At 41.3% G+C, this 17,567-nt stretch carries 10 protein-coding genes; all 10 read left to right on the top strand.

Annotated features, from left to right (window positions below; genetic code table 11):
• Positions 1-17: 17 nt before the first annotated feature.
• The 10 genes from BN161_RS24475 (at position 18) to BN161_RS24430 (ending at position 17,470) form a co-directional block, all read left to right on the top strand.
• The gene (locus BN161_RS24475; protein WP_044271258.1) at positions 18-1,445 is read left to right on the top strand and encodes an Ig-like domain-containing protein; all 1,428 of its coding nucleotides are present in this window, start codon (positions 18-20) and stop codon (positions 1,443-1,445) included.
• A 25-nt stretch (positions 1,446-1,470) separates the two neighbouring features.
• Positions 1,471-2,856 carry an alginate lyase family protein gene (locus BN161_RS24470; protein WP_044271255.1) on the top strand — a complete coding sequence of 462 codons (1,386 nt, stop codon included), beginning with the start codon at positions 1,471-1,473 and terminating at the stop codon, positions 2,854-2,856.
• 161 nt (positions 2,857-3,017) lie between these two features.
• The gene (locus tag BN161_RS24465) at positions 3,018-5,780 is read left to right on the top strand and encodes a two-component regulator propeller domain-containing protein (RefSeq protein WP_244436617.1); all 2,763 of its coding nucleotides are present in this window, start codon (positions 3,018-3,020) and stop codon (positions 5,778-5,780) included.
• Between the two features lie 219 nt (positions 5,781-5,999).
• Positions 6,000-6,515 (top strand): sigma-70 family RNA polymerase sigma factor, encoded by a 516-nt coding sequence (locus BN161_RS24460; protein WP_044271250.1) that lies wholly within the window; start codon positions 6,000-6,002, stop codon positions 6,513-6,515.
• Between the two features lie 41 nt (positions 6,516-6,556).
• Positions 6,557-7,801, top strand: a complete 1,245-nt coding sequence (locus tag BN161_RS24455; RefSeq protein ID WP_044271249.1) for a DUF4959 domain-containing protein — start codon at positions 6,557-6,559, stop codon at positions 7,799-7,801.
• Between the two features lie 31 nt (positions 7,802-7,832).
• Positions 7,833-11,156, top strand: coding sequence for a SusC/RagA family TonB-linked outer membrane protein (locus BN161_RS24450; protein ID WP_044271247.1), 3,324 nt, complete (start codon positions 7,833-7,835; stop codon positions 11,154-11,156).
• A 25-nt stretch (positions 11,157-11,181) separates the two neighbouring features.
• Positions 11,182-13,209, top strand: coding sequence for a RagB/SusD family nutrient uptake outer membrane protein (locus BN161_RS24445; RefSeq protein ID WP_044271245.1), 2,028 nt, complete (start codon positions 11,182-11,184; stop codon positions 13,207-13,209).
• Between the two features lie 30 nt (positions 13,210-13,239).
• Positions 13,240-13,617: a hypothetical protein gene (locus BN161_RS24440; protein WP_044271243.1), complete on the top strand. Its 378-nt coding sequence runs from the start codon at positions 13,240-13,242 to the stop codon at positions 13,615-13,617.
• 257 nt (positions 13,618-13,874) lie between these two features.
• On the top strand, positions 13,875-15,797 hold the full coding sequence (locus BN161_RS24435) for an alpha-L-arabinofuranosidase C-terminal domain-containing protein (protein ID WP_044271242.1): 1,923 nt from the start codon (positions 13,875-13,877) through the stop codon (positions 15,795-15,797).
• Between the two features lie 242 nt (positions 15,798-16,039).
• Complete coding sequence (locus BN161_RS24430; RefSeq protein ID WP_044271241.1) at positions 16,040-17,470, top strand: glycosyl hydrolase family 28 protein; 1,431 nt, start codon at positions 16,040-16,042, stop codon at positions 17,468-17,470.
• Positions 17,471-17,567: the final 97 nt, after the last annotated feature.

The following is a 17,567-nucleotide window of genomic DNA, read 5'->3' as shown; positions in this document are numbered from 1 at the left end:
AAAAAGAAGATAACAACATGAAGAATAGAAATTCTATATATCAAGGCTTGAGCCGGGCATCCATCGGGATGCTGACGGCCTGCATGGCTCTGACTGCATGTGATAAGGATCAAGAATTTACTCCTGCCATGCCCGAAGCCAAACTGATCAACGGCATCACATTCAAGGTAAGTGAGAACCTGCCGCTTGCCATTGGCATGGACTCTACTATTGTTTTTGCGATTGATGCTCCCGAAGAACTGGAAGATCGTTCCATTATCTGGAAGTCAACCGACGAAACAGTTGCCAAAGTTTCACAGCAAGGTACTATTACCGGTGTAGCCGAAGGTACGGCCATCATTAGTGTGACTCCCGCCATAGGTTTTGGTCCATCAGCTTCAGTTACGGTCAATGTAATACCCGAAATCATAAAGGCTACCGATATGATGTTGACCAATCCGAAAGAGGGAGAAGATATCTATGAGACAGACCGAATTCAATTGGAGGCATCCATCCTTCCGGCCAATCATACCTATTCTTATCTGACATGGGCAAGCAGTAACCCAAGCATCGCTACAGTATCAGAAAATGGTTTAGTAAACTGCCTGATACCGGGTAAGGCCATCATTACAGCCTACACACACGACCGTAGTGGCGTATCCGCCTCTTATGAGCTGAATATCAAAGAGTACATTCCGGTAGAAAGCGTCTCTATCTCTGCTTTGACAGAACCGCTTTGTATCTCTCGCGGCCCGGTTCAGCTGGATGTTACTTACACACCCGCCAACGCTACCACAGGTTCAGTAGACTGGACTTCCAGCGACGAAAACATTGCTACGGTAGATTTGGGTATTGTAACACCGAAGGGCTTCGGAACTGCTACTATTACAGCAACTTGTAAGGCAACTGGCCAGACGGCTTCCGTATCTGTAACCGTAGAAAGCGGTTGGGTGATTTGGGATGGCCAGAATAATTTCGATGGCTGGAAAATTGGACAGAATTACTCAAGCTATGTGATAGAAAATGGTAAAATGGTGGTTACAGCCGGTGCTCAGAACGCTACTATGAGACGTGCGGACTTGAGTTTCAAAAATGTCCCCATAAACCTTGATTTCTCCAACTATCCGATACTTGCCATGCGCTCCACATTGCCAGTTGGCGGAAAAGGAATCGGACAAGGTGGTGCATATACACTGGACATGGTAACTAAGTCCGGAAATGCCGGTAGAGCCCATGTCGGAGAACTTCTGAGTGATGGTACGAATCTGATATATTATGATGTACCGTCTATCAATGCAGCATTAGGCAATGGTGTGGTAGAAGCCAATACCTTCCAAATCAAGGTTGCGGACATTTATAATGAGAACCTGCCTACCGGCCAATATACGGTTTACTGGATTCGCACATTCAAGAGCATAGCCGAAGCAAAAGCATTTGCTGAAGCTGAAATATCAGCCGGAAACTAAAACATAACTCTAAAGAATATTCACAATGAAAAAGAATTTAATATTCGCATTAGGTCTCTCACTGATAACAGGCTTCACAGCCTGTTCCAGTGAAATCGAAGACGGAACGACAGATATAGACAGTTGGGAGATGCCTTATGAAGAAGTGGTCGCCAAATACACCTATACTCACCCTTGCGCCATGTTCAACGAGGCCGACTTTACACGTGTGAAGACAATGCTCGATAACGGAAGTGCACCACAGGCAGTAAAGGATGAATTTAATTTGCTGAAGAGTAGTCAATTTACAAATGTTACCTATACTCCTACACCTACCGAAAAGATTGTACGTGGCGATGCTACAGGAACAGGAACGAATGAGAACTACAGCAATGCAATGCGCGATGCCGCTGCTGCCTATCAGTTGTCATTGTTATGGAAGCTGACAGGCGACACACAATATGCCGATGCTTCCATCAAAATTATGAATGCTTGGGTAAAGGTGTGTAAGGAGGTAACTTCAAACGACTCCAACCATATGCTTGCCGCAGGTGCACAAAGTTACACTTTTGCCAATGCAGGTGAAATAATGTCAACCTATAGCGGTTGGGCAGCCAACGATTTGACCGCCTTTAAGAAATGGATGAAAGATGTATTCGCTCCTAAAAACCTGGACTTCATGAAACGTCATCAAGGTACTTGCAGCGATCACTACTGGTCTAATTGGGATTTGGTAAATATGTGTTCATACCTTGCTATCGGTATCCTGAATGAAGACGACGAAATGGTGAACTTTGTGGTGAACTACTTCTACAATGGGGCAGGTAATGGATATATCGGTAAACTCATTCAAGGCACCTTCCCCGATCCTCTGGGTAGTGGCGAAGAGATAGCCCAGAATCAGGAGAGTGGTCGTGACCAGGGACACGCCATGATGTCGATAGCTGTAACAGCTAATCTTTGTCAAATGGCCTACACCCTCTTCCAATGTAATCCAACGGTTACTCAACTCGACTTCTTTGCCGCAAAGAACAATGCAATAATGAAAATGGGTGAATATACAGCTCTCTTTAATTTGCGTAATGGCTCCGACCAGCTAAATGCCGCCGGCTCCTGGTTGGCAACCAAAGAACAGATGCCGTTCAACCGCTATGAATATTGCATTGATTGTAGTTGCGCCGATAAGAATCACGGCACCATACATACAGCCGTAGCTGATGATAACGGTCGTGGCAACCTCCGTCCGGGATGGGAAATTCTCTACAATCACTACACCAAAGTGAAAAAGTTGGGCAGTGGCTACAAGTACGCTAAGATGGCTGCCGACAAGATGCGCCCCGAAGGTGGCGTGGACGGTGGAAGCCGTTACGGCACAAACAGTGGTGCGTTCGACCAATTGGGTTGGGGAACGCTGATGCTGTATCGCGAATAAAAGAAAAGATTGACAGTTAAACAATACCAATGAGATTCTATAAGAAGAGAAGCTATACTTTATTCTCTCACCTTATAGAATCTCGTTTTATATTTTCATTCGAGTAATACTAAAAGACGACATTTTTTCCTAAATTTGCATAGTATAAAGAAAAAATGCTTATGTCCTTAGGAAAACACATATTAATTCTCGTAATGCTTTTTATCGGGGCATTTAATATTTTTGCTTCCGACAATGACTATATTATCTATTCAATAGGAAACGAAGAAGCGAATTGCAAATTCGAGGACAATCGTGTCAATTGCATTTATAAAGATTCCGACGGTTTTATCTGGATAGGTACGGGTACTACAGTTGAACGTATAAACGGCAAATATACTTCACTCTACACCTTCGCTGAAAAACAAGTAGGAATAACTCCTTCTCCTTTTCTAGTCAACGCATTGATAGAAAATCACAAACATGATTTTTGGGTAGGTACTATCCAAGGGCTTTTTCGCATGAACCATGAAAAGCGTATATTAGAACGAGTATTTACTGAGGAAATAAACTTTCCTGTCCAAGCATTAGAAAAAGATGAGGAAAACAGACTCTATATAGGGACAGTAAATGGACTCTACATCTATGATGGGAAAAAACTCCGACACATTATTATCAACGAAAAAAACATTCTTTCTGATAATAATCGTATCTTGGATATTGCAATATACAATCATAATTCTGTTTGGTTGTTAACTCCAAATGGAGTTGTTATTTGCGATGCCAAATCCGGTTCACTCAAACAATATAGATGTACTCTATCTTCATGCGGACAATTAAAATGTCTTGTGAAAGTAGATGATACTTTATATATAGGCACAGAAAAGGGAAACATTATAACTTTCAATTTACTTCACCTGAACTTTGCTCCTTACTGGAATGAAATCAAAGTACCCATTTCAAACCTTGCCTATGAAAAAGATGTTTTGGGAGTTGCTACCAGCGGACAGGGAATTTTTCTACTATCCTTAACTGAAAGAAAAATCATTTATTCTGCTACCTATGGTAGAGAAGCAGAACAAGATCTCTTATCCAACAACATTTCTTCCATCTTGCTGTCTCAAGGTGATATATGGTGTGGAACAGGATACTATCTGGGTATGAATATATTGAGGAAGAAAAATGAGTTTTTCCAGCGCTATGACAAAGGAATCTTCAAAACCAAGGACATTGCAGTACGTAGTTTTCTTCCTACTCGAGAGTATAGCTTCATCGGTACGCGGGAAGGGTTCTATTACGTACACGAAGCAACCGGAAAAATACAATACATAAATGTCCGGGGTGATAAAACCGGAAATTTACGCTCCAATCTGATATTTTCCTTTCATGAATACGAAGGAGATATATTAGTTGGAACCTGTGGAGGTGGTTTGTCCGCCTTCACTCCCCAACCCGCTACTTTCAAAGAAACGCCCCTGACTCGTGCATGCGTATCGAATGATATTTTCATGTTTTTAGAAGATGAAAACGGGAAATTATGGTTAGCAACTTCTGACGGTCTTTATTCATATGACAAACAAACTCAAACAGTCCGGGAGTACAATGCATCAAACAGTGGTATGCCAGGCAATATCGTATATGGCATCTACTTAGATTCAGCCAAGCGCTTTTGGGTAGGCACGGATAAAGGGCTGGCAGTATTTGATAGCCAGACAGGAAAATGTAGCCAGGATATGTTGCCGGAGGTATATTGTAAAGAAGCTATCCGGTACATTTATGAAGGGAGAGACGGCACACTCTTTTTCTGCCAGTTAAACAACCGCCTGTTAGTAGCTGATAAATCATTGAATCATTTTCATCACCTCTCCCCTCTTTGCCCCAATTTTATACAAGACGATCAGGGATTTTATTGGTTAGGGCAATGGGATGGACTATTACGGGTTGATGAGAGCCTGAATCGCTACACATTTTTTCCTTCTATAAATGATTTGAACACCAATGCCGGACCACCAATCTTAAAAGATAAAAATGGCATGTTATGGATATGTGGCGTGAAAGGGTTGTTCATGGTAAATCCCCGGGCAGACTTTATCCCCTCACCCGTACAAATCACAGAAATGCAGATCAATGGTAACTTCTATGCTGACGATTATAAATTAAAGCCGGATTCTACTTTGTATTTAAAATCAAATGAAAATACTATCACTTTCCGATTCGCCTCTTTAGGATATGAAAAACCGGAACTGATTAAGTATGAGTACATGCTTCAAGGCAAAGATTCTACGTGGACAGTGTTGACTAACGGAGATAAAGTTTCTTATTTTGACCTGCCAGCCGGAGAATATGTCTTCCAGATCCGTAAGTTTCTGGACTCAGATTCAATAGATCAGGTTGCATTTAAAATAAAAGCTAACCGTTCCTGGATGACTTATGCCAGTATTATAATAATAGCAATAATAGTTTCTTTATTAATTTTCAAGAGAAAGAAAACAGTATCAGTAAACGCAACCATCCCAGATAAATTACCGGAAGATTCCCAGCCGGAGAAAAAAGTTACTGTCCAGCCTACGGAAAGCTATGTGAAATTGAGTGAAGAAGAAGCCGGCGAAGTGATTGATGCATTAAAGAAGTATATGCAGGAGAAACAAGCCTACCTTAATGTAGACCTGAAACAATCAGAAGTGGCGGTTGCCATCGGTTACCCCACCTATCTCCTTTCCGCTATATTCACCCATTATCTCAAAATGGGATATTACGATTTTGTCAACAGCTACCGTGTTGAGCAGTTCAAGCAGTCGGTCAGCGAAGGCAAACATAAAAAATATACTTTGGTCACATTGGCCGAAAAGTGTGGTTTTAAATCAAAAGCATCGTTTTTCCGAGCTTTCAAGAAGTTTACAGGTACTACCCCCAACGAATATATCCAGCAATTCGACAAAGAATAACCCATTCTCCATATTACCGGCGGTATCACTCATTTGTGATACCGTTTTATTTCATTGATAATCAAAGCAATTAAAGATAAATAGTATCTTTCATAAGTTTGATACACCTTCCATCCTTTTTTCGTTTTCTGTCTGTTTCTTACTACTTATTTTTGCATTGAACTTCTTGACAAAGAAAGGTTCTATAAACAGCAAATTGTAAAACCAAAAATCGAAAGCATGGAAGACTTAAAAGCAACAACACCCTGCCTCATTACCAATTCTTATAAAGAATACTACCCATCAGTATGTTCTTATATTTATTATAGAATTAATAATTGGGAAACAGCAAGGGATTTATCCCAAGATGTATTTCTGCGTCTTATGGACTATAAACAAATGCTTCGCCCCGATACCGTGAAATATTTCATTTTCACCATTGCCCGTAATTTGCTGAACGATTATCTGCGCCGTTATTATAAGAAGCAGGAAATCACCTCATATATATATGATCATGCTATAACCTATACAAACGAGACGGAAAGTCTCATTATAGCAAAAGAACTTTCTCTCTTAGAGAAACACAAATTAGAGATGCTCTCCGACCAACGCAGAAAGGTTTATACCATGAATCGCTTCGAAGAAAAGTCCATCTCCGAAATTTCCACCGAACTCAGTATTTCTTCTCGTACGGTCGAAAACCATCTGTTTGTCAGCCGTAAGGTAGTACGTGATTTCATCAGACAATGTATCTAATTAGATTTATAACAATAGTGTTAATTTTAAATTTACAATTTATGAAGAAAGATTTTCTAAAGTACCCGTTAAAGAGAATGCTTTTCTCTACGGTGATTTTGTTTTCTTTATCTGCCATATTCAGCTCTTGCGGAGATGAAGAAGAAGGTAGAATTTCCATTAATGATGCGGCACCTGAAAAGGTCACAAATGTGAAAACAGAAGCAGGTCCGGGCGAAGTTTATATAACATGGACTACTCCTGCTGATGAAACCTTCATGTATACTAAAATAGAATACATAACATCAAAAGGAGAACAAAAATATCTACTATTTTCCAAGGAAAAGGCAGATAAAAATGGTATTAATAAAGCCACTGTCAGCGGATTTGCAAATACCGATCCGGTGACATTTTCCTTATTCTCTTGTTCAGTCAAAGGCAATAACAAAGGAGCAGTAGAAATTACAGTTTCTCCCGATACGCCTGCTTTTGCTGTAGTTGCCGAAACTGTGGAAATTGAATCACAACCAGGAGGTGTAAACGTAAGCTGGCATAATGAATCAGTAGCTCCAGTATATGTAGTATTAGATTATTATGCAAAAAAACAGCCTTCAAAAGTTGGAAGTGTCAAGGTGTTAGCAGCTGCAGGAAGTAAAGAAAAACGTTTTGTACCTCTCACATACGAAACAGTGAACTACTTCTCAGCGGAGGAATGTATCATTAATGTCACTACACAAGACGAGGAAGCAAACGCTTCTGAAATATTTCCTTTTGAAGTAATGGTAAAAACTATGGAAAAGATTTCTAAAACCAATTGGGCATTCCCCGACTATAATGGCTCATCCAATGATGGGACTATTGGTTATAGCTCTCAAGAAACTATAGGTGAAGGTACAGTTAACGGTCGTGTAATAACTATGATTGACGATGATCCGGACACGTTCTGGCATACAGCATGGAAAACTTCATCAGCCTATCCACACTTTTTTATTATTGATATGGGAAAAGATTATCCGATCAGCCATATTGATATCCGGAGGCGCCTTGGTAACAATGGTACACACAAAGGACAAACCTTCTACACTTGCTCTGATGCAGCCGCAACAGACAAGAGTAAACCAGATAATTGGGGTTGGGAAGAACAAGGACATTTTTCTTTTGATTCCAATTCAGACCTTCCCCAACTATTCCACTTTCCGTCAACTGTCACCGCCCGCTACATCAAAGTTTCTTTTGCTGAAAGCGATAAAGGTTCAAGTAACTTCGTGATGATCTCCGAGGTAAATGTATTCAGCCCGGAAAAGTAAATCTAATACTGAAATCACTAAAATCTTTAATATGAGAAAGAAATTTATATTCGCAGCAGCCCTATGTTTAACAGCATTATCTCCCGCATATAATGCCAATGCAGCCGTACAGGCTACGCAAGAAGTACAACAAAACGGGCTAACCATACGCGGTAAAGTCATTGATAATACCGGGGAACCTGTTATTGGCGCAAACGTCAAAGTGAAAGATACAACCAACGGAACCATTACTGACATCAACGGTTATTTCACACTAAATAATGCCAAAGGTACATTAGTCATTTCATTTATCGGCTACAAGACACAAGAAATTCCTATTAACAACAAAACTGTAATCAATGTCAGGCTGGCAGAAGATTCCGAAATGCTGGCTGAAGTAGTAGTAGTTGGTTACGGTACGCAAAAGAAAGCATCTCTAACCAGCGCCATCACTCAAATAAAGGGTGAAGAGGCTTTTTCCAATAAGGGTATAAGTAATACCACGGTCGCTTTGCAAGGTGAAGTGCCAGGACTGGTTATCACCCGTACCTCCAGCCGCCCGGGTAGCGAAGAAGCTAAAATGAAGATACGCGGTGACATCTCCATTAATGGTGATTCCAGTCCGTTGATTATCATTGATGGCATGTCCGGTTCATTGGATGAGTTGAATGCCATGAATCCAAATGACATTGAAAACATTTCAGTATTAAAAGATGCCTCAGCAGCTATTTATGGTGCCCGTTCTGCAGCAGGCGTTGTTATGGTAACAACTAAACGTGGAAAGAAAGGAAAAGCACAAATTTCATATAGCGGCTCTCTCAGTCGTACTATCGATGGTATTCAGCCACCTCTTACGACCAACAGACAATGGCTTGACATGTTTTTCGAAGCCCAATATTTGGATGCCCAGTACAGTACGCCATCATTGACTGACCCTCGCCAAATATATCAGTCTGTAAACTATTGGATTTTTGGTGGCGGAAAAGCTACCGCCTGGAATCCTGAAAAGGGAAAATGGGAAGATGATCCCACCATCATCGACCCTAATACAGGCAGCATTATGTCATACGGTGGCTCAAACCTGTTCGATGCTCTTAGAGCAGGAAAAGTAGTCACGATTGCAGATGGGGACAAAATTAAACGTTGGGATCCAAATGTGTATATGGAAGACTATTTATACGGCCAGGCAACTTCACATAAGCACACAGTTACAATTTCCGGTGCTGATGATAAGTTTAATTATTATGCATCTTTAGGATACTCAGATAGCCAATCTCAACTAAAAGTGGCCGATGATGGTGAAAAGAAATACAGTGCACGTTTGAATGCCGACTATCAAGCCAATGAACTTCTGAAGTTCTCCACCAGTATGTCTTATGAAAAACGTGATATTTCTACTCCTTCTACCGATGTAGGTGCCGGTTGGATGGATCCCTGGTTCTGGCCAATGCTTAATATGAATGGTGATCCATATGATACATTCAGTAATAACCGTAACCCGATAGGAGGACTTACTAATGGTGGTCGGATCGACAACTCTTTGACTACATTCCGCGGAGACATAAGAGCTACACTTGATTTAAACAAGTGGGTAGAAGGCCTGTCTCTAAGTGCTTCCGGTAACTATAAACTGGCACAGAGAAACAAGACAGAACAATGGGATGAGGTGACCTACTATGATTGGGCAGGCACTGTAACCGGAAAAAAGCAAGGTCCGGGTTCTTTAAAGGAATCAATTGAAAAATGGGAAAATGTCACTCTCGGCGCTTTCGCCAATTATGAACGTACATTTGCCAATGTACACAGTTTATCAGCCATGATTGGTATGACAGCCGAGCAGGAAACCAGCAAGAAAATTTTAGCCGGTCGTTACATGGGCCCCATGTATCCTGGCTCTGGTCTCAGCGATTTAAATGTATGGATTGATGGTACCAACAAAGAAGCTTCTGGAGGACAAAGCTCCTGGGGATTCGTATCTTACATGGGACGTTTAAACTATATTTATAGTGACAAATATTCTATTGAAATATTAGGGAGACGGGATGGTTCCTCTAAATTGGACAAATCACAGCGTTGGCAAAACTTCTATTCTGTATCTGGATTCTGGAGAATATCACGAGAAAATTTCATGAAAAACATTTCATGGCTGAGCGACTTAAAGGTTCGCTATAATTATGGAAAAACCGGTAGCGTAGATGGAATCAACAACTATGAACGATTCTCGGAAATCAAAACAGGAACATCTATTTTTGGAGTAACCCCCACGCAACATAGTTCGCTTTGGGTTGATGGAATGCGTTCGGCCGACCGTACTTGGGAAACGTTGAACAGTCATAATGTCGGTATGGACATCGCTGTACTCGATAATCGATTGAGAGGAGCATTCGACTATTTCATAAAAACGAATAACGGTATGTTCATCGGTACATCCTATCCTGCAGTTCTTGGTGCAGGAGCTCCTAAATTAAACAATGGAAAGTTACGTGCGAAAGGTTGGGAACTTGCTTTGAATTGGAACGATCAGATTGGAGAAGTAAGATACAACATCGGTGGTTCTCTCTCCGACGCATGGACTAAAATTTTGACTTTACCTAATAATGAAGAAGTCCCCAATGCCGGATATAATTCCAAACGACTGATAGGAAAGCCATTAAACGCCGTTTATGTTTACCAGACCGATGGCCTTTTCCAAACTCAGGAAGAAGTGGACGCCTTTTATGAAATGTACTATTGGAATGCAGACCATACCGGACCCAAACCCAATAACATTCTTCCGGCTCCATCGGAAACTGATTTGGCACGTCTCCGTCCAGGTGCTCGCAGATTTGTCGACGTAGATGGTGACGGTGCTATTACTGCCCGGGATATCTATTATGCAGGTGACACAGCTCCCCGTCTGACATTTGGCTTTAAAGCCGGTTTAGAATGGAAAGGAGTCGATTTCTCCGCTTTCTTCCAAGGAGTTGCCAAACAGATTATTCTAAGAGGCGGTAGTTTGTATGCGCCATTTGTCACAAACTATGTAAGACAGAATAACACCTTTATGGGAGATACCTGGGCACCCAATCACACCAACGCTGAATATCCTATTTTATCGCGTAATGCAGGATTCAACAGATTTAATTATGCCAATGTGGATGCCAGCTTACAGAAAAACAGATATATACGTCTGAAATCACTGGTTATAGGTTATTCACTTCCCAAACAATGGATTGCTAAAGCCGGTCTCAGCAAGTTAAGGGTTTACTTCTCCGGTGATGACTTGTGGGAGTGGACAAAAATCAAAGACGGTTATGATCCGGAAAATGGAGAAGGCGGTAACACGACATTCCCATTCAGCCGTTTGTTAACCTTCGGCGTAGATATTACATTCTAATAAAAACCAAATGTAATCATAGAATATGAAAGCAATAATAAATAAAATATTTTTAGTGTCGACAATGACACTGCTATTAGCTTCATGTAGCGATTTTCTTGATAAAGAACCTTTATCAACAGGAACGGAAGCAATCTTCTTCAAAACACCCGAACAGTTTGAACAAGCAGCCAACGCTCTCTACAATGTGGAAGCCTGGAAAAACTATGATGGTAAAGCCAACTATGACAGTATGGATAGAAACCTTGACATTTCGGGGTTAGGATCCAATGGCGGAGGCTCTGCACCTGAAGGTAACTATCAATGGGACAAACCTTATGGCCACATTCGTACTTGCAACATCTTATTGCAAAAGGCTGCAGAATACTCAGGCAATCCCAGTGGCATTGCCCAGTCTGTAGGCACTGCCTATTTTTTCCGGGCATGGCAGCATTTCTATTTATTAAAAACATTCGGTGGCGTGCCTATTGTAGACCGTGTATTAGATGTGACAGATGGGGATGTACTGTTCGGCCCACGCAAAAGCCGCTATGAGGTTGCTAATTTTATCATTTCCGACTTAGAGAAAGCTATCCCTATGTTACCCAAAGAAAGTGCTATTTCTGAAAGTTCAAAAGGTAAAGTTAGTCAGGAAGCAGCAAAATCATTTCTGGCAAGAGTATTACTTTATGAGGCAACCTGGGAGAAGTATGTACCGAATATAGAGTATGATTTAGATGGTGATGGCGTGAATACAGGTGCCGGAACTGCTAAACCGGAAGGCTATATGTCCATTGAAGCTATGCTGAAGCGAGCACAAAAATTAGCAGATGAGGTGATTATAGAAGCGGAAAGCGGAACCTTCCAGCTATGGAATGAATGCGATTCTTTAAGCTACTTCTATTTGTTCAACATAGACGATGGCGCCGGCAATATTCCTAACTTCAAAAATAAAGGGAAGAGCACAAATAAAGAGTTTATCTTCTATAAAAAATATGACTATAACCTGGAACAAGGCAAAATTAATCTATCACATACGGTTGCAACCTGGCAAGGTTCAAATATCAGTACCTCATTCGGAGAGTCTTTCTTATGCCGTAACGGATTACCGATTCGCATCAGCTATACGGGCAGTATATCCGATGCACAAAACAATCCAGAATTCGCAGGGTATGAATCATTCTATGGTGAATTCCGCAACCGAGATTATCGCTTTATCGGTTGTGCATATTTGCCCGACCGTGCTATCTGGAGCAGCCGTCCGGAAGACGGACGCCAATTGACACAAGCCGGAAATCCATATCCCGAAGCTCTATATCCGAAAAACAATGAAGTATACGATGGTTCAGACCCAGCCTACAGCAGTCCCTGCGGAGTATTTAAACCTACTCTTCGTAACAACGCTACAGCCGGTTCTTATGGTAGCCGCAAATTCCTAATTGAAGGGGCCAACAGACCACAGAATACAGAATCGGCAGACTATCCGCTTATTCGTCTGGCTGAAGTCTATCTGATTTATGCAGAAGCCACCTGCGAATTGAATGATGGAACCATTTCCGATGAGGACTTGAACAAGTCAATCAATAAGAATCGCGCCCGTGCCCGTGTAGCTCCATTGACCAATGCGCTGATTGCTAATGTTTGGGATGCCGGTTACTTTGACCATGCAACCGGAAAGACCATCTGTAAGAAAATGAATATGTTGGATGAAATTCGTCGCGAACGTGCTTGTGAACTTTTTGGCGAAGGTTTCCGTCTGGACGATCTGAAACGTTGGGGAATCGCACATATCAACCTTAGGGGCCAAAAGTTCGGACATCGCATCCTTGGCACAGCTTATGAAACAGAAAAAGCAAATGACGCCACTTATTTCGGTGAGCCATGCTATTATCCCGAAAAATATCCATTGCTTTATGGTATCTATAAAGGAACCGGACCTAATGATCCCGATTATGGACGTTCAATTGCTACGCTGGCAGGTAACCTGCTCTTCAGCCAACGCGACTACCTGTCGCCACTGCCGTTGGTACAAATTCGCCTGAATCCACAATTAAAACAAAATCCAGGCTGGTAGAATGAAGTAATAACTAATAAAAAATAAACGATGAAAAATATAAGATATATTCTTGGAGTATTACTACTGCCTTTTTTATTCATAGCATGTAGTGATGACGAAATAGGAGTTCCCAATATAACGGCTGACGAATTCGTACAGGTTGCAAATCGTACAGCTAAAGTCACTCACGACGGCACTTACTACATACTAACGGAATACGTAGAAGGAGCAGCTACTGAATGGGGTATCACTCCATGTGTTTTTATTGTTGACCGTGAAGAAGATGCTGCAAAAGTCAAGGCTTTGGGAGACGTAACTGATGTTATATTTGCCGGTACAGGGCAAAAAACCAAATACCAACCGACAGGGACGGATAACAACAAAACTCATTATATGATTTTGCTGACAAGTATAAAGAAAAAGTAAAATAGTTCATACAATAAAAGTTCGTAACTTTCATTTAAATAGTTTGTTACGAACTTTTATTATATAATCCTCTTATAAAAACATCCTGCATCAGACTATCAAGATCCAATTAATAAAATGAACTATAATGCAGATGGATTGAAAACAGATAATCAAGGTACACTCAGAAAAGCTTTTGCCGGATAATGAATAGAAAAGAAGATTATCATCTTTTATTTATATTAATCTTAATATCAATAATAAAAAAGTTTATAACAATGAAAAAAGTGACATTATTGTACATATTACTCTTTGCTATAAGTACAGCATTCGCACAACCCCAAAAGAAATCTATCAGCCGTGATCTCTTCGGGATTTTCATAGAAGATCTTAATTATACAGCAGATGGAGGACTTTATGCCGAAATGGTACAGAACCGTTCATTCGAATATTCACCCAGTGACATCGACTTACGTGTATACTATAAGAAAGGTCAATGGCATCCATTCACAGCCTGGGAATTTTTAAAAACAGGAAATGCTATTGCCAAGATATCACTTGAAACAGAACATCCACTGAATTCCAACAATCGCCACTATGCTTCAATTGAAATTTTCACCGTGGGTAGCAAGGGAGCAGGTTTACGCAATGTAGGGTATCACGGTATGGTAATCAAAGCCGGTGAACAATACGACTTTTCTGTTTTCCTACGTACATATCAAAAAGGCGAAGCCAAAATTAAATTAACCGAAGGAGATTCCATATTGGCAGAAACAACAATAAACATTGACAGTGCAAAATGGAAGAAATATGAAGCAACACTCACATCAAAAAAGAATAGTGAAAACGCTTCTATTGAGATTTTATTCCAGCAGAAAGGACGAGTGGACATGGATATGATTTCACTCTTTCCACAAAAAACATATAAGAATCGCAAAAACGGGTTACGCGCAGATTTGGCTCAGACTCTTGAAAACCTGCAGCCAGCCTTTATACGCTTTCCCGGAGGTTGCCTTACTCATGGCGATGGAATCAACAACATCTACCGTTGGAAACACACCATAGGTCCAGTAGAACAACGCATTGAAGACTACAACATTTGGGACTATCACCAAACAATGGGACTTGGATTCTTCGAATATTTCCAATTGTGTGAGGACATAGGAGCAAAACCGCTTCCTGTATTAGCAGCTGGTGTCAGTTGCCAAAATTCTGCACGTCGCCGAGGTGACGGACAACAGGCTATTCCGATGGAAGAAATGGATGAATATGTCCAGGATATGCTTGACCTCATTGAATGGGCTAACGGTGACATCAGAACAACGTGGGGAAGAAAACGAGCTGAAGCTGGTCATCCTGAACCTTTTGGATTAGAATACATTGGAATTGGCAATGAAGACCATATTACTCCCGCCTTCAAGGAACGCTTCTCTATGATTCAGAGAGCCATTAAAGAAAAGTATCCGGAAATAAAAGTTGTGGGCACCGTAGGACCAAATCCTGACGATAAAGACTGGCGCGAAGGTTGGGCATTCGCACGTGAAACCAAACCCGAATTAGTGGACGAACATTATTACCGTCCACCACAATGGTTTCTCGATAACCTACATCGCTATGACAATTACGACCGTTCGGAAGCAAAGGTGTATGTGGGAGAATATGCCAGCCGCGGCAACACTCTGTTCAATGCAATTGCCGAGGCAGCTTATCTCACTTCGCTGGAACGTAACGGAGATGTAGTGTCTCTTACCTCATACGCGCCATTGTTTGCACGGATTGGTGACACTCAATGGAATCCAGATCTCATCTATTTTGATAAGCTCCATGTATATCCGACAATCAACTATTATGTGCAGAAACTCTTCAGTAACAACAGTGGTGACCTCTATTGGAGCAATATCATCGTGGGTGCCGAAACAGTTTCATGCGTACAAGACAGTAAAACCGGTGACGTGATCTTAAAGTTTGTCAATGCCAACGACGAACGTGTTAAAGTCACAGCCGACCTCTCCAGCTTCCGACAGATGCAGAAGTCTGCCTCCCAAATTGTCCTCACCGGTAACAAAAATGTGGAGAACGGCAAAGGAGAGTTCAAGGATACCGACATCCAACCTGTCACTTCCATCATCAAGGTAGGAAAGATATTGACTTATGAGATGCCAGGTAACAGTCTGACGGTAATCCGCATCAATAAAAAATAAAAGTGAATTTGACGGCAGAACTTCTGATATGTGGAATGCTAAGTTGGCATTCCACATATTTGTACATATTCGAAATTTCACCTTACATATGCCTTTTTAGCATAATATCTCTGCCATAAAATGCCTACTTATTCATTTACGGTGATAAGAATTTCCAAAAGTAGTAAATAATAATAATTAGATTAAGTAAGTTTCTCCAATTATTCGTATTCTTTTAAAACAAAATAATGAAATACCATAAAATGAAACTAAAAGAAAATATACTAATCATAGGTATCTTGTTAGGCATAATCCCAAATACAAGTTCACAGAATCAGTTAGTTACCTACCCTGCCCCGCCAGGGGCAGAACTAATGAACGACTTTACCGTCAAAGTACGTGAAGCGGGAAAAGACTGGAAACCCGTTGACACTTACCTTGTCAAAGTAGATGAGGTACGAGAAGCAGAGCATCAGGTAGAAAAAGCCTCCATGAGCTATTTCGACTTCTCCGGTGAAGTGGAAGTATCTGTCACCTTCAACCATGGCACTATTCAGACAGGGCGTGTTCGTCCACTCTCTTATGAAATCACTCCTTCCATATCCGGCAGTACCATGACCTTCAAACTGGACCGTCCGCATAACTTGTCAGTAGAAGTGAATGGAGATATTTTCCATAATCTCCACCTGTTTGCCAATCCAATAGATGAGAATAAACCTAAGAAAATAAAAGATAAGAATCTGATTTATTTCGGTCCGGGTATACATACTTTCCCGGGTGACACACTAAACGTACCATCCGGAAAGACTGTCTATGTAGCAGGAGGAGCAGTAGTGAAAGGTCTTATCCAGGTAGTCAACGCACAGGATGTGAAAATATTGGGAAGAGGAATCGTGATTCCCGACCGCTGGGCCGGACTCCGCATTGTCAATTCCAAGAATGTAACGATAGAAGGCGTAATCAGTACCCAGTGTCCCACCGGAGGCTCAGACGGCGTGACGATACGGAATGTAAAAGTCATCAGTTCCTACGGTTGGGGCGATGGACTGAATGTCTTCGCCAGCAACAATGTACTGTACGATGGTGTATTCTGCCGTAATTCCGACGATTGCACCACAGTTTACGGCACACGTATGGGTTTCACCGGTGGCTGCAAGAATATCACTATGCAGAACTCTACCCTTTGGGCGGACGTGGCACATCCCATATTCATCGGTATCCATGGAAACACAAAGAATCCTGAAGTTCTGGAAAACCTGAATTATATCAATATAGATATTCTGGATCACAAAGAGAAACAACTGGATTACCAGGGCTGCCTCGCCATCAATGCCGGAGACAACAATCTGATTCGTAACGTGCGTTTTGAGAATATCCGGATTGAGGATTTCAGACAAGGGCAACTGATTAATCTACGCATCTTCTTTAACGAAAAGTACTGTACAGCCCCCGGTAGAGGTATTGAAGACATTTTGTTTAAGGACATCTCCTACACGGGAGAGAATGCGGAAGTTTCCATGATTATCGGCTATGACAAAGAACGGAAAGTGAAAAACATTCGTTTTGAGAACTTGCAAATAAACGGTGAAGTGATTTATGACGACATGCCTAATAAGCCTAAATGGTACAAGACCGGCGATATGGCACGTATCTTTGTGGGTGAGCATACGGAAGGGGTGACATTCAGTAAATAACCGCTTGAGAGATATGCAATAAAGATTATATACTTATATTTTTCATCCGCAGATGACGCAGATAACACGGATTTTAATTAAAAAACAGATCCGTGAA

Source organism: Bacteroides timonensis (genome assembly GCF_000513195.1).
Taxonomy (GTDB): Bacteria; Bacteroidota; Bacteroidia; order Bacteroidales; family Bacteroidaceae; genus Bacteroides; species Bacteroides timonensis.
This window is presented reverse-complemented; position numbering and strand designations above follow the sequence as displayed.